This window comes from Pseudomonas sp. AC252, from assembly GCF_979258105.1.
This window is the reverse complement of record NZ_OZ409837.1, coordinates 5,234,351-5,253,047: the sequence shown is the minus strand read 5'-3', so window position 1 is coordinate 5,253,047 and position 18,697 is coordinate 5,234,351. Positions and strand designations below refer to the sequence as shown.

Below are 18,697 nucleotides of genomic sequence, written 5' to 3'. Positions count from 1 at the left end.
TGATTAGCTCCAGCCTGCGCGGGTTTTGCGGCTGGAATACAGCGCCAGCAACACCAGAAACGAAAACACCAGCATCGCCGCGGACAGCCAGTGCGCCTGGGCATATTCCAGCGCTTCGACATGGTCGTAGATCTGCACCGAGACCACGCGGGTCTTGTCGGGAATGTTGCCGCCGATCATCAGCACCACGCCGAATTCACCCACGGTGTGGGCGAAGCCGAGGATCGCTGCGGTGATGAAGCCGGGGCGCGCCAGTGGCAGGATCACGCTGAAAAACGTGTCCCAGGGATTGGCGCGCAAGGTCGCCGCGACTTCGAGCGGGCGGGTGCCAATCGCCGAGAAAGCGTTTTGCAGCGGTTGCACCACGAACGGCATGGAGTAGATCACCGAACCGATGACCAGCCCGGTGAAACTGAACGTCAGCGTGCCCAGCCCCAACCATTGAGTGAACTGACCGAGAAAACCGTGCGGCCCCAGTGCCAACAGCAGATAAAAACCGATCACCGTCGGCGGCAGCACCAGCGGCAGGGCGACGATGGCGCCAATCGGGCCGCGTAACCAAGACGAGGTGCGCGACAGCCATAACGCGATCGGCGTACCGATCATCAGCAGGATCGCGGTGGTCAGCGACGCCAGTTTCAGGGTTAGCCAGATCGCGGCGAAGTCGCCACTGGTCAGCGACATTTACAGTTGATACCCAAAGGATTTGATCACCGCAGCGGCTTTCGGCCCCTTGAGGTAATCGACCAAGGCCTTGGCAGCGGCGCTGTCCTTGCCCTTGTTCAAGATCACCGCGTCTTGCTTGATCGGATCATGCAGGGCGGCCGGGACAATCCACGCCGAACCGCTTCTGACTTTGCCGTCCTTGTAGATTTGCGACAGCGCCACAAAGCCCAATTCGGCGTTGCCGGTGGAGACGAACTGGTAGGCCTGGGTGATGTTCTGGCCTTCGACGATTTTCGCCTTGGTAGCGTCGGTCAGTTTGAGCTTTTCCAGCACCTGAGTGGCGGCGAGCCCGTACGGCGCGGCTTTCGGGTTGGCGATGGACAGGTGCTGGTATTGATTGGTTTTCAGTACTTCGCCTTGCGCATCGACATAGCCGTCTTTCGCTGACCACAATGCCAGGGTGCCGATGGCGTAGGTGAAGCGCGACCCCTGGACGGTCTCACCTTCCTTTTCGAGTTTCTCTGGCGTGGTGTCATCAGCCGCGAGGAACACTTCGAAGGGCGCGCCATTCTTGATCTGGGTGTAGAACTGGCCGGTTGCGCCGTAAGCGGCGACCAGTTTGTGGCCGGTGTCTTTTTCGAAGTCGGCCGCGATGGCCTGGATTGGCGCGGTGAAATTGGCGGCGACCGCCACTTGTACTTCGTCAGCCTGCGCGGCGCCGATATTGAATAGTGCGAGGAGTGAGGCGAGGCAGACAGGGGCCAAGCGTGTGGCAGCAAGTGTCATGTAAAGGCTCCGTGATCGGCGGTAAGTGCTTGGATTGGGATAACGCCGATACACGGGCGCAATCGCTGTATACGGAAATATATAGCGATACGCCGCCAAGTGGCGAGGGAATAAATTCGCCCACCCCATGAATTTAACGAAGGTGCAGTTTCGCCAGTGCGCCCTCGGCCAGTTGCCGGGTCAGTTCAGCGCTGCCGATGTCCTTGCCCAGCGTAAACGCCTGACCGGCCCAAAGATTGGCAAAGTCCGCGTCATCCTTGGCCCTTAGAGGCATCAGCGCACCGCCGGCCAACGGAAAAGCCGGCGCCTGCGCTGACATCGGGCCGAGCTCACGCATCGCCCGATTGACAATGCCCCGCGCCGGACGTCCGGTAAAAATGTTGGTGATCGCGGTCTGGCTTTCCTTGGCGGTGCGCAGGGCCTTGTGGTGTGAGGCGCTGACTTTGGCTTCCGGCGTGAACAGATATGCCGTGCCGACTTGCACCGCCGAGGCGCCGAGCATCAACGCCGCTGCAACACCCCGGGCATCGCTGATTGCCCCGGCTGCAATCACCGGCACCTTCACCGCGTCGACCACCTGCGGCACCAGGGCGAAGGTGCCGACCTGGGTGCTCAGATCATCGCTGAGAAACATCCCGCGATGGCCACCGGCTTCATAGCCCATGGCAATGATCGCATCGCAACCGTGCTGCTCCAGCCAGATCGCTTCTTCGACCGTGGTGGCAGACGAAAGGATTTTCGTTCCTGTAGCCTTGACCCGATCGAGCAAAGATTTTTCCGGCAGCCCGAAATGAAAGCTCACCACTTCGGGCCGGAATTCTTCGAGCACGGCGCACGCGGCTTCGTCGAACGGTGCACGGTTGGACACCGGCGTCGGTGCCTCGAAATCGGCGCCCAGTTCGCGGTAGTAAGGTTCGAGCAGGTTTTTCCATTCACGGGCGCGCTGTTCATCAGGCGCCGGTGGCTGGTGGCAGAAGAAATTGACGTTGAATGGCTTGGTGGTGTGCTGGCGTATGGTTTTCAGTTCTTCGCGCAGCTGCTCAATGCTCAGCATCGCCGCCGGCATCGAACCGAGGCCGCCAGCGTTGCACACCGCGATCACCATCGAAGAATTGGTCGCGCCGGCCATCGGGCTCTGGATGATCGGCAGTTCGATTCCGAGAAGATCAAGGATGCGGGTGTCTGGCCACTGGCTCATATAGCGATTCTCCGAACGATGAAACGGGCAGGGACGGCATTCGGTTTTTAGCAGCAAAACCGGCTGCGGAGCCAGTCTGAAATTCTGAACATTACGTGCAGTTTTTCAGCGTCGGTGCAATCCTCCGCCACCGCCAAACGAACGGTTCATCATTTGTGAAGAATGGTTGAAGTTGTGCGTGCGCTGATTGCCGAAATTACGTGCGGCGGATTCGCGGTTGAGATTCTGCAATTGCGCATTGTTGTTCGCGGGTCTGGTCCGGTTGGCACCGCTGCCGGCCACGGACTGCCAGCCGTTGTCGGTTTTCTTATAGACGTTGCCGTCGCGCCCGGCATAAACGTTATCGCCGACCCGCGCAGCGCCGCCGTCGCGGCCATGGATAACGCCGTATTGCGTGGTGTTGCCAGTATTGGGGTTGTAAACGGCGCCGCGATTGGCACTGACGTGAGTGCCACTGCGAACGTTGCCAGCGCTAACCCGTTCTCCGGCGATGGCGCCGCCGTTCGGGCCGACTGCCACGCCGCTGCGCCCGGCAGCGTAGTTGCCGGTGTAGGCGTTGTGCACCGCGCCACGTTGCCCGGCGGCGGCAATGCCGGTACGCGAGTTGTACGAGGCGCCAACCTGACCGGCCCAGCGATTGCCGGTCCAGGCGTTGTAGCCGGCGCCATAACGGCTGACCGTCGCGCGATCACCCCACTGATGATAAAGATTGCCGGTGGTTCCGGCCCAGCCACCCGGACCCCAGGCCACCGCGCCGCCGCGATAACCGTAGGCTGCGCCACCCCAGGCCAGCGGCGCCGGGTACAGACGCGGACCCCACGCGTAGCCCCAGCCGTAATTTCCCCACCACGGATAGGCGCCCCAACCCCAGCCCATGGCGACGGTGCTGCCGCCCCAGCTCCAGCCGAATCCGAAGCCGAAGGTCCAGCCAGTCCACGGCGTGTAACGAATCGCGACGCCGAAACCATAGGTCACCGGCGGCCCGTACCAGACACTGCCCACCCACGGCGTATACGGATAACCGGTGCCGTACACCACAACGCCAGTCGCCGGGTCCAACGTCGAGCCTTGATACCCCGGCGTGTAGCCGACCACCACAGTATCGCCGCTGGATTCGTAAACCTTCACGTACGTGAGGTAGTGCATCGGCGAGCTGGGCGGAATCGAATAAATCACCGCTGGTACTGAAGAGGCCACGCTCCACGGCCCGTTCAGTGAGGTGGCGCTGAACCAGATGCCGTTCTCCACCGCCCACCAACTGTCGTTGTCGACTCGAATAATCGGAGTCGCGCTGTTGACCACGTATTGCAGCGGCGTATTGCTGATCGCTTTGAGCTGCGGTTCACCGTCAAATTGCGGCGCCGTCATCTTCACCGCGCTTTTCTTGATCGCCGAGGTCTGCGGGATGGTCGCCGCAATCGCCGCCTCCTGTGCCTGTGGCGTGCCGGCTACCGAGGCCTTGACGTTCTCTTTGGCGCTGTCGTCAGGAATATTGGCAAAGTCGGCCGGCAGCTTGTCTGCCGGGACAAAGGTCCATGGCCCGCTCATGTCGCTGGCGCGGAACCAGCGCCCGGAGATCAGCACGTAACTGTTCTGGTCGCCGATTTCCTTGAAGATGTGCCCGGTGGTGTTGCTCACGTACAACAGGCTGGTGCCCTGAATCGGTTGCCATTGCGCGGCGCCGTCGGTCACCAACAGTTCCGTTGGCGTGGTGGCGATGAAGATTTTCGGCTGCGGCGGCTTGGCCAGGCTGGGAATCTTGTCCTTCGGATCGCTTTGCCCGGTGAGCAGGTCCACCTGGCGACTCTTGATCGCCGCCTGTTTGGCTTTTTCCAGACTGGCCAGCGGTGCAGCGAGACGCGTGTAATCGCCGGCCAATTGATCGGCAACCATCCAGCCGTCGAATACGTGCAGGTAATGTTTGCCTTGGGCATCCTTGAGCAGCAGTGGGCGCGTGTTGATCACCCGTTGCAGCTCCGTTCCTTCAACCGGCCGATAGGCCGCCTCGCCGTCGATGTATACGAGGATTGCCGGACGGTCGGAACTGACGATGGTCGGCGGCGTGTTTTCCAAGGGCGCGCGGTCGGCTTTCTGTTCAGCGTTGAGCACCCCAACCGCTGCTTCCAGCTGATCCAGTGAAATGGTTTTCCTGCGGCTCTCGGCATCTTTTTTCAGGATGGCGAGCCACGTTTCGGCCTGTTTCGCATCGGCGGGGAAATCGGCCTTGATGATTTTGTACTGATCGAGCGCGACCCAGCGAGTGGCCTTGTCGACGAGGGTATGAGCGCTGAACTGGACGATGCCGTAGGTGGACTTGCCATCGGCAGCCGTGGCTTCGACCGCCGCGCGGGCATTGAGCGTATAGCCGTCCCAACTGTCGAGCTGCGGCTGATACACCGTCAGCTTGCTCTTGCCGCTGCTGATCACCTGCGGCCATGTCGGCTCGCTTGGCGCCGTGTTCGGCTTTGCCGCCGGTGAGGCTGCCCAGGCATTGCCAAGTGTCAGCAGACATAACATCAGCAACGAGGGTAAAACGCTCAGGAAAGGCATCGTCAGCTCCATCGACACACCGGTTTGCAAGGCGCAACCGGGAAAACACAACCGTCGAAAAAGCATAGCCGCCCGCCGTGGATTTACCCGGCTGATTGAGCCGTTAGCGCAAAGTCGAGTGTGGCAATTTGTTGCGATGTGCTATTTCAAGGCATGCTTTTTCCAATCATCTTCGAGGGGCCGTCATGTTCAACGCCATTCTGATCGACAAAGACGACAGCGGTTATCGTGCCAATCTGCAGCAAATCGATGAGCAGCAATTGCCCGAAGGCAATGTCAGCGTGAACGTCGCGTACAGCACCCTGAATTTCAAAGACGGCCTGGCGATCACCGGCAGCAGTCCGGTGGTACGCAAGTTTCCCATGGTGCCGGGGATCGATCTGGCGGGGACTCTCGAGTCCAGCTCGCATGCGGATTTCAAGGCGGGCGATCGGGTGTTGCTCAACGGTTGGGGCGTCGGCGAAAGCCATTGGGGCGGCCTGGCGCAAAAGGCCCGGCTCAATGGCGACTGGCTGATTCCACTGCCCGCAGCTTTCACCCCAGCGCAAGCCATGGCCATCGGCACGGCCGGCTACACGGCGATGCTGTGCATTCTGGCGCTGGAGCGTCATGGCCTGACACCTGATCAGGGCGAAGTGCTGGTCACCGGCGCCAACGGCGGGGTTGGCAGCTTTGCCATCGCCTTGCTCAGCAAGTTGGGATATCGGGTGGTGGCGTCTACGGGCCGTGTGTCCGAGCATGAATACCTGCAGCAATTGGGCGCCGCAGAAATCATTGACCGCGCGACCTTGTCCGAACCGGGCAAGCCTTTGGCTAAAGAGCGTTGGGCGGCGGTGGTCGATTCGGTCGGCAGCCATACACTGGCCAACGCTTGCGCCAGCACGCGTTCGGAAGGCGTGGTTGCGGCATGCGGGTTGGCGCAAGGCATGGATTTCCCGGCCTCGGTAGCGCCGTTCATTCTGCGCGGCGTGACGCTGGCTGGAATCAACAGCGTGACCCAGCCCAAAGCACGCCGTATCGAGGCCTGGGACCGACTGGCCCGGGATCTGGATTTCTCTTTATTGCAACTGATCAGTCAAGAAATCAGTTTGAGCGAAGCCCTTGAGGCTGCGCCCAAACTGCTCGCCGGGCAACTGCGGGGCAGAGTGGTGGTCGACGTCAATCGTTGAGTTCGCGCTCAAGCAATTGGCGTTTGCGCTCGACGCCCCAGCGGTAGCCGGAAAGGTTGCCATCGCTGCGCACCACGCGGTGGCAGGGAATCGCCACCGCCAGGCGGTTGGCCCCGCAAGCCTGGGCCACCGCACGCATCGAAGTCGGCGCGCCAATGCGTTGCGCGATCTCGGCGTAACTGGCGGTGCGGCCTGCGGGAATCTCACGCAGCGCCTGCCAGACGCGCTCCTGAAACGCGGTGCCGCGTATATCCAGCGGCAGGTTCAGGTCTTTCGCCGGTGCTTCGACAAAGCCGACGACGCTGGCGATCAACTGTTCAAATTCGCTGTCGGCGCCAATCAGGTTGGCCTTGCGAAACTGATCCTGCAGATCGCAGACCAGTTGATGCGGATCGTCTCCCAGCAGAATCGCGCAAATTCCCCGTTTGCTTTGCGCCACCAGAATCGCCCCGAGCGAGCATAGCCCGACGGCAAAGCGGATGTCGTTGTTTTGCCCGGCGGCGCGGTAGTCGGTGGGCTTCATGCCCAGCAGTTGATCGGCTGATGCGTAGAAGCGGCTGTTGGAGTTGAAACCGGCGTCATACAGCGCATCGGTCACCGAACCGCCGTCCGCCAGGCGCGCACGCAGCTTGCGCGAACGTTGCGCGGTGGCGTAAGCCTTGGGCGTCAGGCCTGTTGCGGCTTTGAATAGCCGGTGGAAATGGAAAGGGCTCAGGCCAGCGCCCGCCGCGAGGCTGTTGAGCGCCGGCAGCGTCTCGGACGCCTCGATCTGCCGACAGGCTGCGGCAATGAGCACTGCATGCTTCGCATCACTCTGATCTTTACTAGCGCGTTTGCTTGGCCGATATCCCGCCGCTTCAGCCAATTCGGCGGTATCGAAAAACTCGACATTCTGCGGTTTCGGCAAACGCGCAAGACTGCTCGGTGTGCAGTAAATGCCGGTGGTTTTCACCGCGTAGACAAATTGCCCGTCCGCACGCGGATCGCGCGCCATCACAGCGGCCCAGCGTGGATCGTCTTCAATGCTGTTTGTGTTCGAAAGCGTGTCCATGAGAGGGAATCCGTTGACCTGTTTGATTCAGGTTAACCAGCATCGTAACTCGCGACACTCCGCGCCTTGCGGTCAAACTTTTACTGATCGCCAGCAACGCGGAAGGTGATGTTGACGCGCCGCTCGCCCAACAGCGGGTGATGGCCGGGTTTGATTGGCAGCACGCCGTGATAGCGCAGACGATCCACGCCGCCCCAGACCACCATGTCGCCATGCAGCAGCGGGATGCGCTGGCTTTTGTCGCTGCGCTCGAAGCCACCAAACAGAAACATCGCCGGCAGACCCAGCGACAACGAAACGATGGGCGCGGCATAACCCTTTTCGTCCTTGTCCTGATGCAGCGACATCTTGGCGCCGGGAACGTATTGGTTGATCAGGCAGGAATCGGCGTGAAAATCCTTGAAACCGGCGCGCTCAGCCGCTTCGTACGCCAGACCGGCATATAACGCCGGCATCGACGGCCACGCCAAACCGCTGAGTGGATCGACGCTGGAATAGCGGTAACCGCTGCGATCGGTGATCCAGCCCAACTGCCCGCAGCTACTGGTGCCGACCGACATGCTGAAACCGCCGGGCGTGACCATGTGGCGTAGCGGTGCGGCGGCAAGAATGGCTTCGAGCTCGGTCAGCAGCTGCTCGACCTGCGGCAAAGCGAATCCGCGCAGCACCCACGATTGTTCGCCGATCTGCTCGGCGCGGGGTTGCTGTACAGGTTCGTTGTCGGCGAACAGGTCAAACGTGGTCGGTTGCATGGTTCGGTTACAGCGCTTTGCTGACCTTGATGTCACTGAGTTCTTCGTCAGCGTGCATTTTCTTCAGCGCCGCTTTCGCTTCCTCGTCAGTGCCGGTTTCCAGCTCGGCGAATTCGAAACGCTGTTCACCGTCCAGTTTGTACTTGATTACGTATTTGGTTTTTTGCGCCACGGTCGTGTTTCCCTTTCAGAATAGGCTGCGCGTCTCAGCTCAGTTTAGTGCTGGAGCGACGGATGATCTTGATTGAATGGGTCAGCGTCGGCTTGCGCGTCACGCTGATCGCGCGGCGGTTGACGGTGTCGATGGTGATGTTCCAGAAGCCGGTGCTCGGGGCCGTGATGCGTGCCGGGAAGGTATCGAACGCGCCGCCGTGATAGGTGTGACGGCCGCCATTTTTGAAGCTGCGGAAGTTGGCGTCGTTCATCAAACGGATGTTGCACATCTGCGAGCATTGAATGACGACGATGTCGTCTTCGTTGAGGTGCTCGCGCTGGTGAATGAATTTCATGGGCGCCTCCAGAAGGGCTTTTTCTACTAAATCAAAACGATAGCTTGTCGATGGGCGCAGTTTATCAGCCCGCACGGGTTATTATCTGGCCGTCGGGCGTTGCTTTGACAAATTTTGAACAGAACTTCGCCACGGCGGGCGGGTTAAATGCACAGGACCCCGGAGAAAAGCAGCATTTGTGCTGTCGGACGGTCTTTAACGGAGGATTCATATGAATTGGGGTGTGGTGTGTGTGCCGTTGATTCTGGCGATGGCCGGTTGCGCAAATGTTTCCGAAATCAATGAGACGCTGCCAACCATGAGCGTGATCTCCGGCAAAAAGCCCCAGGAGTATGCGCAGTGCCTGACCGACAAGCTCGCTGACAGTCGCGGCGCGTTGCAGATGCAGCCGCAGAAGGACGGAGTACGACTCATCGTCCCGGGCAAACTGTCTTCAGGCCCGGCAGCCGTGTTTGATATCGAAGATCGCGCTGGCGGTAGCAGCATCAAGCTGCATGAGCGCATGTCCAACGTGCCGGTTCGCCCTCACGATGTGCAGAAAGCCGCGAACGCCTGCATTTCCGGCTGATAGACTAGCGAACATCAGCACCCGATGCCGTCACAGTCCTGCTGTGACGGCATCGTCATTTTTGGAGTTGCGATGAAGCGAGAGCACGTGCGCGAACGCCACGCAGAGGGCCTTATCTCTGCCACCCACGTCATCCAGAACCCGGCGAATCCCGGTGAGTGGATCGTGTTTTTCAAGAAGAGCGCAGGGCGCAGTTACTTCCTGGTGGATGACAATGATGAAGTCGAGTCCTTCAGTCGGCTCGACGATCTGATCGAGGTCGTCCGTGGCCTCGGGATCAAATTCGCCGAAATCCACATGTAAGGCTTACTTGCAGACGACCACGACGTTGCGCGTCTTGTAGTTGCCAACGTCAACGCCCAGGGTTTTATCATCTTCCTTCGGCGCCGGTGTGCCATCAGTGCCGACGATGCGATAACCGGTGCCTGCGCAAGAGGCGTCGGCCTTTTCGTAGCACATGGCCCAGGAGTTGGCCTCGCCCGAGCAGTCGATGCTCAGACCTTGTTCGCCATTATTCAGATAGGTCGGCTGCGAGGTGGCACAGCCGCTGAGTACCAGTACCGCGAAGAGCGGCTGCAGTTTGTTCAGGTTCATGGTTGCGTGATCTTCAAGTGGGGGACTGGATGCTCTGACAGCGCCGCGATGAAAAGGTTATAGCGATTGGCCACTTGTTTGCCAACAAGGCACAAAAAAGCCCTGCGTGCTGGCAGGGCTTGGCGCAAGTGCTGACAGGATCAGTCCTGACCCTTGCCACGGCGCTTGGAAGAAGCAGGTGTATCGGTGAACACCGAGGCGACATCCGTCGCCATCTGCTCGCTGTCGAAAGGCCCGGCGATGTGTTCGCCGTTGGTGGTGGTCAGCGTCCACTTGCCGTCTTTCTTGTCGATCACATACCCGTTGATGATTTTTACCGCAGCCATCTGGTCTTTCTCGTTCGCTGGTTCAAAGCCGCCATGATAGCGGCAAATGCTCGCATTGGGGGCCGATAAGCGTATGGTGATCCAGTTTGCCCGGATCTTGAGCTACGCTGAATTCGCCGCTGAAAAAACCGCAAGGAACTATCCGCGCGAATATTTCTCTATGTTGGCATCGGTTAGCCAGCGCGGGGCATTGTAAGGCGCACGCCGCCTGATTAGACTGCCCCGAAACTCGTACACACAGCCTTTTCAAGGACTTATATGATCAAGAAATGCTTGTTTCCAGCAGCCGGTTACGGCACTCGCTTCCTCCCAGCGACCAAAGCCATGCCTAAAGAAATGCTGCCGGTGGTAAACAAGCCACTGATCCAGTACGGCGTTGAAGAAGCACTGGACGCGGGCCTGACGGAAATTTCCATCGTTACCGGTCGTGGCAAGCGTGCTCTGGAAGACCATTTCGACATCAGCTACGAGCTGGAAAACCAGATCAAGGGCACCGACAAGGAAAAATACCTGGTCGGTATCCGCAAGCTGCTGGACGAGTGCTCGTTCTCCTACACCCGTCAGACCGAAATGAAAGGTCTGGGCCATGCGATCCTGACTGGCCGTCCGCTGATCGGTGACGAACCGTTCGCCGTGGTCCTGGCGGACGACCTGTGCGTCAACATCGATGGCGACGGCGTGCTGACGCAGATGGTCAAGCTGTACAAGCAGTTCCGCTGCTCGATCGTAGCCATTCAGGAAGTCGATCCGCAGGAAACCAACAAGTACGGCGTGATCGCTGGCGAAATGATCCGCGACGACATCTACCGCGTGCACAGCATGGTCGAGAAGCCAAAGCCGGAAGATGCGCCGTCGAACCTGGCGATCATCGGTCGCTACATCCTGACTCCGGACATCTTCGACCTCATCGAACAGACCGAGCCAGGCAAGGGCGGCGAGATCCAGATCACCGACGCCCTGATGAAGCAGGCCCAGAACGGCTGCGTGATGGCCTACAAGTTCAAGGGCAAGCGTTTCGACTGCGGTGGTGCTGAAGGCTACATCGACGCGACCAACTTCTGCTTCGAAAACTTCTACAAGACTGGCAAGGCTTACTAATAGCATCTGCCTCGCCTGCAAAAGAAAGCCACCTTCGGGTGGCTTTTTCATTTTCCGCCCTTATATGGATGGCAGTGCTTGCCCAATGGATGACTGCGGGTATGCTGATGGCCTGCCGAGGAGATAGAAATGGCCTACGATTTTGATCTTTATGTGATTGGTGCCGGTTCCGGCGGTGTGCGCGCTGCGCGATTTGCTGCCGGTTTCGGGGCGAAAGTGGCGGTGGCCGAAAGCCGTTACCTGGGCGGTACCTGCGTCAACGTCGGCTGCGTGCCGAAAAAACTCCTGGTGTACGGCGCGCATTTTGCCGAGGACTTCGAGCAGGCGTCCGGTTTCGGCTGGAACCTGGGCGAAGCCAACTTCGACTGGGCCACGTTGATCGCCAACAAGGACCGCGAGATCAATCGCCTCAACGGTATTTATCGCAATCTGCTGGTCAACAGCGGCGTGACCCTGCACGAGGCGCACGCGAAAATCGTTGGGCCGCACGAGGTTGAGGTCAATGGCGAGCGCTACACGGCCAAAAACATTCTGATCGCCACCGGCGGCTGGCCGCAGATCCCTGAAATTCCAGGGCACGAACACGCAATCGGTTCAAACGAGGCGTTCTTCCTCAAAGAGCTGCCCAAGCGTGTGCTGGTGGTTGGCGGCGGTTATATCGCGGTCGAGTTCGCCGGGATTTTCCATGGTCTCGGCGCCAACACCACGCTGCTGTATCGCGGTGATCTGTTCCTGCGTGGTTTCGACGGGTCGGTGCGCAAGCATCTGCAGGAAGAATTGACCAAGCGTGGCCTCGATTTGCAATTCAACGCCGACATCGAACGCATCGACAAGCAGGCTGACGGCAGCTTGAAAGCGACGCTCAAGGATGGTCGCGTGCTCGAAGCCGATTGCGTGTTCTACGCCACCGGCCGCCGTCCGATGCTGGACAATCTGGGCCTGGAAAACACTGATGTTCAGCTCGACGACAAGGGCTTCATCAAGGTCGACGACGAGTATCAAACCACCGAACCGTCGATTCTGGCGCTGGGCGATGTTATCGGGCGCGTGCAACTGACCCCTGTCGCACTGGCTGAAGGCATGGCGGTGGCGCGGCGCCTGTTCAAGCCAGAGCAATACCGTCCGGTGGATTACAAGATGATCCCGACCGCCGTGTTCAGCCTGCCGAACATCGGCACAGTCGGTTTGAGCGAAGAAGAAGCGCGCGAATGTGGCCACGAAGTAGTGATCTTCGAAAGTCGCTTCCGCCCGATGAAGCTGACCCTGACTGACTGTCAGGAGAAAACCCTGATGAAGCTGGTGGTCGACGCCAGGACCGACAAGGTGCTTGGCTGCCACATGGTCGGCCCGGACGCGGGCGAGATTGTGCAAGGTCTGGCGATCGCTTTGAAGGCCGGCGCGACCAAGCGCGACTTCGACGACACCATCGGGGTGCACCCGACGGCCGCCGAAGAGTTCGTCACCATGCGCACGCCGGTCAGCGCTTAAGGGGCTTTCGCTTTGGCCGAATCTGGGGCTGCCGCAACGGTAGCCGCCAGACGCTGGCTGTCCTCAAGGCTCGCCTGTGCTTTGAGCAATTCCTTTTCCAGTGACTGATTGAGCTGCGTCTGCTCGTCGACGCTCTGCTTGAGTGCCTGGCTTTCCAGCGTCGCCACGCGCAGGCGTTCCTGGAGGAGGGTGCGCTCGCTGTCCATGCGCGTGGCCTGTTCGAGCAACTGATCCTGACGCTGATTGCTCTGCTTGAGTTGATCCTGCACCAGGTTCAGCTCGCGCTGGGTGCCACGGTTTTCGGTGAGCAGGCGTTCGTTGTCGCGGTGCAGCTGAGTGATCTCATCCTGACGCACCAGCGCACTCTGCTGCGCTTGACGCAGTTCGGCCTGGATCTGCTGGATTTGCCCCTCATGGCGGGCCTGTTCCTGCTCGCGCTGTTCCTTGGTCGCGTTGCGGTAATGCTCCAGCGCATCGCGTGCGTGCAGGTGTTTTTCTTCCAGTGAGCGGATCTGCTCGTCCTTGTCCTGCAAGCGCAATTCAAAGTCGGCCAATGCCTGGTTGAGACCGGCGTTGCGCGTCTGTTCGGTCTGCAGCATCGAGCGGGTGTTGCTGAGCGCTTCGGATTCGCGTTGCAGGGCGGCGCCCTGAATGTCGTGGTCGTGTTCGAGTTTTTCCAGCGCCTGGCGAACCTGTTTCAGCTCGGTTTCCAGTGCTTCGCGTTGCTCCTCGAACTGTTCGCGGGCTTGCTCGATGGGCTCCTGAGCCTGTTCTTTCAGGCGCTGGGCGAGGCGAGAAACGAGTGCGGTCAGTTCGTCATCGATCGGCTCTGCTGACGCTTCTATTGGTTGGGCGCCGTCATCCAGTTCTTTCAGATAGCGATGGATCGTGGTTTTCGAGCCGGTGTTGCCCATTTCGATGCGTACTGCATCGATGCTTGGGTGTTCGCCGCGAGCCAGGATCGCTGTGCGCGCGATTTGCACCAGTGCTTTGGTAATGCCGCCACGGGCCATATGAACTCCTACGGTTACGTACTGTGGTACATGCCACTAAAGTACGAAGTGTACCATGCTAAAAATATAGGTAAATATTTGAAATGAAACAGGCGGGATATACTGGTATTACCCAATGTCAGGCGGCAAAATGCACATCCGCGCGCTTGAACCCGTACGCTACTGAGAAGACCCCCATGAGTGACATCGATCGATATCTGCAAGCCGCCACCCGAGACAACACCCGTCGCAGCTATCGAATGGCCATTGAGCACTTCGAGGTGTCGTGGGGCGGCTTTCTGCCGGCCACGGCGGACAGCGTCGCGCGTTATCTGGTGGAGCACGCCGGGGTGTTGTCGATCAATACGCTGAAGTTGCGTCTGTCCGCGCTGGCGCAGTGGCACAACAGTCAGGGCTTCGCCGATCCAACCAAGGCGCCAGTGGTGCGCAAGGTGTTCAAGGGCATTCGTGCTCTGCATCCGGCGCAGGAAAAACAGGCCGAGCCGTTGCAACTGCAGGATTTGCAACGCGTGATCGATTGGTTGGAGCAGGAAGCGCACACCGCGCGGCAAGAACAGGATCGCCCGACCTTGCTCAAGGCTTATCGGGACCGCGCGCTGATTTTGCTGGGCTTCTGGCGCGGCTTTCGCAGCGATGAGTTATGTCGTTTGCAGATCGAGCATGTGCAGGCGAGTGCTGGCAAGGGCATCACTTTGTATCTGCCGCGCAGCAAGGGCGACCGGGAAAACCTCGGGCAGACCTATCAGGCCCCGGCGCTGCTCAAGCTGTGTCCGGTGCAGGCTTACATCGACTGGATCACCGAGGCCGCGCTGGTACGCGGCGCGGTATTCCGCAGCATTGATCGTTGGGGCAATCTGAGCGAGGAGGGCTTGCACGCCAACAGCATCATTCCCTTGTTGCGCCAGGCGTTGCAGCGCGCCGGGATTGCCGCCGCGAACTACACCAGTCATTCGCTGCGGCGTGGCTTTGCCACTTGGGCGCATCAAAGCGGCTGGGATCTTAAATCGCTGATGAGTTACGTCGGCTGGAAAGACATGAAATCCGCCATGCGCTATGTTGAGGTCAGCCCATTCCAGGGAATGGCTCGGATTATGGATAAACCGGATCAACCGTAGAGATCGTTTTCTTCTATTAATACAGCCAGCTAATAGCGAAAACAAATCAGCAGTATCAGGTTTGCCAATGAGCCTTCCGTCGAGTGAGTGGGTAGGATTCACCCATCAACTTCATAACCCCTGACGGAGAGTCATCGATGCCTATCATCAACAGCCAAGTAAAACCGTTCAAAGCTACCGCGTTCAAAAACGGCGACTTCGTTCAAGTCTCGGATGCTGACTTGAAAGGCAAGTGGTCCGTTGTGTTCTTCTACCCAGCCGACTTCACCTTCGTGTGCCCAACCGAGCTGGAAGACCTGGCCGATAACTACGCTGAGTTCAAGAAGCTGGGCGTGGAAATCTACAGCGTTTCGACCGACACCCACTTTGCTCACGCTGCCTGGCACAACACTTCGCCAGCCATCGGCAAAATCGAATACACCATGATCGGCGACCCGACCCACGTCATCTCGCGCAACTTCGACGTGCTGATCGAAGAAGCTGGTCTGGCTGACCGTGGCACCTTCGTGATCAACCCTGAAGGCCAGATCAAAATCGTTGAACTGAACGATGGCGGCGTTGGCCGTGACGCTTCCGAGCTGCTGCGCAAAATCAAGGCTGCTCAGTACGTCGCTGCACACCCAGGCGAAGTTTGCCCGGCCAAGTGGAAAGAAGGCGAGGCCACTCTGGCTCCGTCGCTGGACTTGGTCGGCAAGATCTAAGTCTGTGACATGCAACGCAGGGCGGCACGCCGCACCTTCTTAAGTTAGCTGCACCGCCCAATAAAAATGCCCGGGCGAGATTCGCTCGGGCTTTTTTTCGCCTCAAATAAAGGAAATCGCCCGTATGTTGGACGCCAATCTTAAAGCCCAGTTGAAATCGTACCTGGAACGGGTCACCCAACCGATCGAGATCGTTGCATCCCTCGACGACGGTGCGAAATCCCGTGAAATGTTGGACCTGCTGAAAGACGTTGCCAGTCTTTCGAGCCAGATTACCTTGATCGACAGCGGTGACGATGCCCGCAAGCCATCGTTCTCGATCAACCGCCCCGGAGCCGACATCAGCCTGCGTTTTGCCGGCATCCCGATGGGCCACGAATTCACCTCGCTGGTGCTGGCGCTGCTGCAAGTCGGCGGCCACCCATCGAAAGCCAGTGCTGAAGTGATAGAGCAGATTCGCTCGCTCAAAGGCGAATTCACCTTCGAGACTTACTTCTCGCTGTCTTGCCAGAACTGCCCGGACGTCGTCCAGGCGCTGAACCTGATGGCCGTGCTCAACCCGAACATCCGCCATGTCGCTATCGACGGCGCGCTGTTCCAGGACGAAGTCAACGATCGCAAGATCATGGCCGTGCCGAGCATCTACCTGAACGGTGAAAACTTCGGCCAGGGCCGCATGGGCCTGGAAGAAATCCTCGCCAAACTCGACACCGGCGCCACCGTGCGTCAGGCCGAGAAGATCAGCGCCAAGGATGCCTTTGATGTGCTGGTCGTTGGTGGTGGTCCGGCCGGTGCTTCGGCGGCTATTTATGCCGCACGTAAAGGCATCCGCACCGGTGTCGCGGCTGAGCGCTTTGGCGGTCAGGTGCTCGATACCATGGCCATCGAGAACTTCATTTCCGTGCAGGAAACCGAAGGGCCGAAACTGGCCACGGCGCTGGAAGAACACGTCAAGCAGTACGACGTCGACATCATGAACCTGCAACGTGCCGACAGGCTGATCCCGGGCAAGAACGGCGAGCTGCACGAAGTCCACTTCGCCAGTGGCGCAACTTTGAAAGCCAAAAGCGTGATTCTTGCGACCGGCGCACGCTGGCGCGAAATGAACGTCCCGGGCGAGCAGGAGTACCGCAACAAGGGCGTGGCGTATTGCCCGCACTGCGATGGCCCGCTGTTCAAGGGCAAGCGCGTGGCGGTGATCGGCGGCGGTAACTCCGGCGTTGAAGCAGCCATCGATCTGGCCGGTATCGTGTCGCACGTAACGCTGCTGGAATTCGACGTACAACTGCGTGCCGACGCCGTGTTGCAGCGCAAGCTGCACAGCCTGCCGAACGTCACCGTGATCACCAGTGCGCAAACCACTGAAGTCACCGGCAATGGCGAGAAGGTCAACGGTCTGCGCTACAAGGACCGCACGACTGAGGAATTGCGCGCGGTTGAGCTGGAAGGCATCTTCGTACAGATCGGTCTGCTGCCGAACACCGATTGGCTGAAGGGCACCATCGAGCTGTCGCCGCGCGGCGAGATCATTGTCGACAACCGTGGCGAGACTTCGATTCCGGGGATCTTCGCAGCAGGTGACGTGACGACTGTGCCGTACAAGCAGATCGTGATCGCAGTGGGCGAGGGCGCCAAGGCTTCGCTGAGTGCGTTCGATCACTTGATCCGGACTTCGGCACCGGCGTAAGCCTCAGGCCTGAAATGAAAAAACCCATGAGCGATCATGGGTTTTTTTATGCCTGGCACAAATCCATGTGTAGGAGTGAGCCTGCTCGCGAAAGCGGATTGTCATTCAACGATACGTTGGCTGAACGGACGCCTTCGCAAGCAGGCTCGCTCCCACAATGGATTTATATCGTCAGTTACAGCGGCGCAGGCTGAATGATTTCGACCCAGTAGCCATCCGGATCCTTGATGAACGCCAGGCTCTTCATCCGGCCATCGGTCAGACGCTTCTGGAAATCACAGCCCAACTCTTCAAAGCGTGCACATGCAGCGACGATGTCCGGCACAGAGATGCAGATGTGGCCGAAGCCGCGCGGGTCGGTGTTGCCGTTGTGATAGGCGAAGTCGGCATCGTTTTCGGTGCCGTGGTTGTGGGTCAGTTCGAGAATGCCGGGGATCGACTTCATCCACTCGGTACGGGCAGCGGCATCGGCCGGGATTTGCGCTTTATCGACCAGTGCGAGGAAGTACAGGCTGAACTCGGCTTCCGGGAAATCACGCTTCTCGACCAGCGAGAAACCCAGCACACGGGTGTAGAAATCCAGCGACTTGGTGATGTCCTTCACGCGCAGCATGGTGTGGTTGAACACGAAGTTGCGGGTTGCGCTGTCTGGCGTGGCAGTCACGCCTGGAAAAGTGTTCAGTTCGTTGAGGCTCATGGGCCCTCCAATAACAATGGGCGAGTGAATGGGCGCAATGATACGCATGCTGGCCGGCATCGCCAAATGCAACGCGGGCTTGCCCTGCGCGAGGGCGGGGCTCAGACTTTGCCTTCTGTCTACGAGTGCGTCCGGCAATGATCCGACTGTTTAAATCCGTGTTTGTTTGTTTTGCCTTGTCGTCGGCTGTGGCTTTCCCTGTCATGGCCGAACCCAGCATCATTTGGCCGGCGGGCTGGGAGATCGAGGCGTTGCCGGACACCGCACCGCCAGTCTCGCGACAAAGAGCGGTGAAACACGATGCCGACGGTAATCAGGTAATGGTGATGGAGTTGACCACGACCCAAGTAGAGGCGGGGCATCAGATCAATTTGCAAGGCGTGCTGCAGGAGATGCGCAAATCCATCCAAAAGGATTTCTTTCGTAGCGGCTACCAGAGCGTCTGCAACCGAATTCATCCGGCGGCACTGGCTTCATTGACTGGCTTGGAGACAACCTGCACGGTGACCGAAAACGGTCGACACGTTTTATCCCAAACATTGGTAGTAGCCGTGGAAACAGACAAGGCTTATGTACTTTCTTACGCCGGCCAGGCCGACGTTTATAAGGCAAGCGCCGACGACATACAGGCGGCGCGCAACAGCTTGAAACTATAAGCGTTCGTACTAACTAGCGATTGCTTGATTGCCGGAAAGGATTAAGCACAAAGTTGGATCCCTTGCTCGGCGC

Annotated in this window: 21 protein-coding genes; 9 read left to right on the top strand and 12 right to left on the bottom strand. The window is 59.2% G+C overall.

The window, feature by feature from the left end:
• Positions 1-3: 3 nt before the first annotated feature.
• From modB to ACZZZ4_RS23840, 4 genes are all read right to left on the bottom strand, one after another.
• The gene (modB, locus tag ACZZZ4_RS23855) at positions 4-684 is read right to left on the bottom strand and encodes a molybdate ABC transporter permease subunit (RefSeq protein ID WP_415762307.1); all 681 of its coding nucleotides are present in this window, start codon (positions 682-684) and stop codon (positions 4-6) included.
• Positions 685-1,452 (bottom strand): molybdate ABC transporter substrate-binding protein, encoded by a 768-nt coding sequence (gene modA, locus ACZZZ4_RS23850; protein ID WP_463548958.1) that lies wholly within the window; start codon positions 1,450-1,452, stop codon positions 685-687.
• A gap of 133 nt (positions 1,453-1,585) precedes the next feature.
• Entirely contained in the window at positions 1,586-2,650 is a 1,065-nt protein-coding gene (locus tag ACZZZ4_RS23845) for an NAD(P)H-dependent flavin oxidoreductase (protein ID WP_463548957.1), read from the bottom strand.
• Positions 2,651-2,755: 105 nt separating this feature from the next.
• A complete protein-coding gene (locus ACZZZ4_RS23840) occupies positions 2,756-5,200 on the bottom strand; it encodes an autotransporter (protein ID WP_463548956.1) in 2,445 nt (814 codons plus the stop codon).
• 185 nt (positions 5,201-5,385) lie between these two features.
• Between ACZZZ4_RS23840 and acuI the strand changes: the two genes are divergently transcribed.
• Positions 5,386-6,369: an acrylyl-CoA reductase (NADPH) gene (gene acuI / locus ACZZZ4_RS23835; RefSeq protein WP_463548955.1), complete on the top strand. Its 984-nt coding sequence runs from the start codon at positions 5,386-5,388 to the stop codon at positions 6,367-6,369.
• On the opposite strand, the gene ada is transcribed toward acuI, so the two are convergent.
• From ada to ACZZZ4_RS23815, 4 genes are all read right to left on the bottom strand, one after another.
• The gene (gene ada / locus ACZZZ4_RS23830; RefSeq protein WP_463548954.1) at positions 6,359-7,420 is read right to left on the bottom strand and encodes a bifunctional DNA-binding transcriptional regulator/O6-methylguanine-DNA methyltransferase Ada; all 1,062 of its coding nucleotides are present in this window, start codon (positions 7,418-7,420) and stop codon (positions 6,359-6,361) included. The two genes, acuI and ada, sit on opposite strands and share 11 nt — an antisense overlap.
• A gap of 80 nt (positions 7,421-7,500) precedes the next feature.
• Entirely contained in the window at positions 7,501-8,172 is a 672-nt protein-coding gene (gene alkB / locus ACZZZ4_RS23825; RefSeq protein WP_415762313.1) for a DNA oxidative demethylase AlkB, read from the bottom strand.
• Positions 8,173-8,179: 7 nt separating this feature from the next.
• The gene (locus ACZZZ4_RS23820) at positions 8,180-8,344 is read right to left on the bottom strand and encodes a hypothetical protein (RefSeq protein WP_165368422.1); all 165 of its coding nucleotides are present in this window, start codon (positions 8,342-8,344) and stop codon (positions 8,180-8,182) included.
• 34 nt (positions 8,345-8,378) lie between these two features.
• Positions 8,379-8,681: a DUF1883 domain-containing protein gene (locus ACZZZ4_RS23815; RefSeq protein ID WP_007912251.1), complete on the bottom strand. Its 303-nt coding sequence runs from the start codon at positions 8,679-8,681 to the stop codon at positions 8,379-8,381.
• A gap of 211 nt (positions 8,682-8,892) precedes the next feature.
• On the opposite strand from ACZZZ4_RS23815, the gene ACZZZ4_RS23810 reads away from it, so the two are divergent.
• Positions 8,893-9,249, top strand: coding sequence for a hypothetical protein (locus ACZZZ4_RS23810; protein ID WP_463548953.1), 357 nt, complete (start codon positions 8,893-8,895; stop codon positions 9,247-9,249).
• A 72-nt stretch (positions 9,250-9,321) separates the two neighbouring features.
• On the top strand, positions 9,322-9,552 hold the full coding sequence (locus ACZZZ4_RS23805) for a hypothetical protein (RefSeq protein ID WP_039762740.1): 231 nt from the start codon (positions 9,322-9,324) through the stop codon (positions 9,550-9,552).
• Positions 9,553-9,555: 3 nt separating this feature from the next.
• Here ACZZZ4_RS23805 and ACZZZ4_RS23800 read toward each other — a convergent pair whose 3' ends face one another.
• Positions 9,556-9,843, bottom strand: coding sequence for a hypothetical protein (locus tag ACZZZ4_RS23800; protein WP_016774923.1), 288 nt, complete (start codon positions 9,841-9,843; stop codon positions 9,556-9,558).
• Positions 9,844-9,983: 140 nt separating this feature from the next.
• The gene (locus ACZZZ4_RS23795; RefSeq protein WP_415762314.1) at positions 9,984-10,169 is read right to left on the bottom strand and encodes a hypothetical protein; all 186 of its coding nucleotides are present in this window, start codon (positions 10,167-10,169) and stop codon (positions 9,984-9,986) included.
• Between the two features lie 258 nt (positions 10,170-10,427).
• Here ACZZZ4_RS23795 and galU point away from each other — a divergent pair, with 258 nt between their 5' ends.
• Together galU and gorA are read left to right on the top strand one after the other, a co-directional pair.
• Positions 10,428-11,267 (top strand): UTP--glucose-1-phosphate uridylyltransferase GalU, encoded by an 840-nt coding sequence (gene galU, locus ACZZZ4_RS23790; protein WP_024013124.1) that lies wholly within the window; start codon positions 10,428-10,430, stop codon positions 11,265-11,267.
• 129 nt (positions 11,268-11,396) lie between these two features.
• Positions 11,397-12,755 (top strand): glutathione-disulfide reductase, encoded by a 1,359-nt coding sequence (gorA, locus tag ACZZZ4_RS23785; protein WP_415762316.1) that lies wholly within the window; start codon positions 11,397-11,399, stop codon positions 12,753-12,755.
• On the opposite strand, the gene ACZZZ4_RS23780 is transcribed toward gorA, so the two are convergent.
• A complete protein-coding gene (locus ACZZZ4_RS23780) occupies positions 12,752-13,768 on the bottom strand; it encodes a DNA-binding protein (RefSeq protein ID WP_463548952.1) in 1,017 nt (338 codons plus the stop codon). The two genes, gorA and ACZZZ4_RS23780, sit on opposite strands and share 4 nt — an antisense overlap.
• Before the next feature lie 176 nt (positions 13,769-13,944).
• Between ACZZZ4_RS23780 and ACZZZ4_RS23775 the strand changes: the two genes are divergently transcribed.
• From ACZZZ4_RS23775 to ahpF, 3 genes are all read left to right on the top strand, one after another.
• Positions 13,945-14,883, top strand: a complete 939-nt coding sequence (locus ACZZZ4_RS23775; protein ID WP_415762318.1) for a site-specific integrase — start codon at positions 13,945-13,947, stop codon at positions 14,881-14,883.
• A gap of 137 nt (positions 14,884-15,020) precedes the next feature.
• A complete protein-coding gene (ahpC, locus tag ACZZZ4_RS23770; protein ID WP_016774916.1) occupies positions 15,021-15,584 on the top strand; it encodes an alkyl hydroperoxide reductase subunit C in 564 nt (187 codons plus the stop codon).
• Positions 15,585-15,708: 124 nt separating this feature from the next.
• Complete coding sequence (gene ahpF, locus ACZZZ4_RS23765) at positions 15,709-17,271, top strand: alkyl hydroperoxide reductase subunit F (protein WP_463548951.1); 1,563 nt, start codon at positions 15,709-15,711, stop codon at positions 17,269-17,271.
• Positions 17,272-17,446: 175 nt separating this feature from the next.
• On the opposite strand, the gene gloA is transcribed toward ahpF, so the two are convergent.
• Entirely contained in the window at positions 17,447-17,968 is a 522-nt protein-coding gene (gene gloA / locus ACZZZ4_RS23760; protein WP_039762746.1) for a lactoylglutathione lyase, read from the bottom strand.
• A 137-nt stretch (positions 17,969-18,105) separates the two neighbouring features.
• Between gloA and ACZZZ4_RS23755 the strand changes: the two genes are divergently transcribed.
• Positions 18,106-18,624 carry a DUF4946 domain-containing protein gene (locus tag ACZZZ4_RS23755; RefSeq protein ID WP_463548950.1) on the top strand — a complete coding sequence of 173 codons (519 nt, stop codon included), beginning with the start codon at positions 18,106-18,108 and terminating at the stop codon, positions 18,622-18,624.
• Positions 18,625-18,697 lie beyond the last annotated feature (73 nt).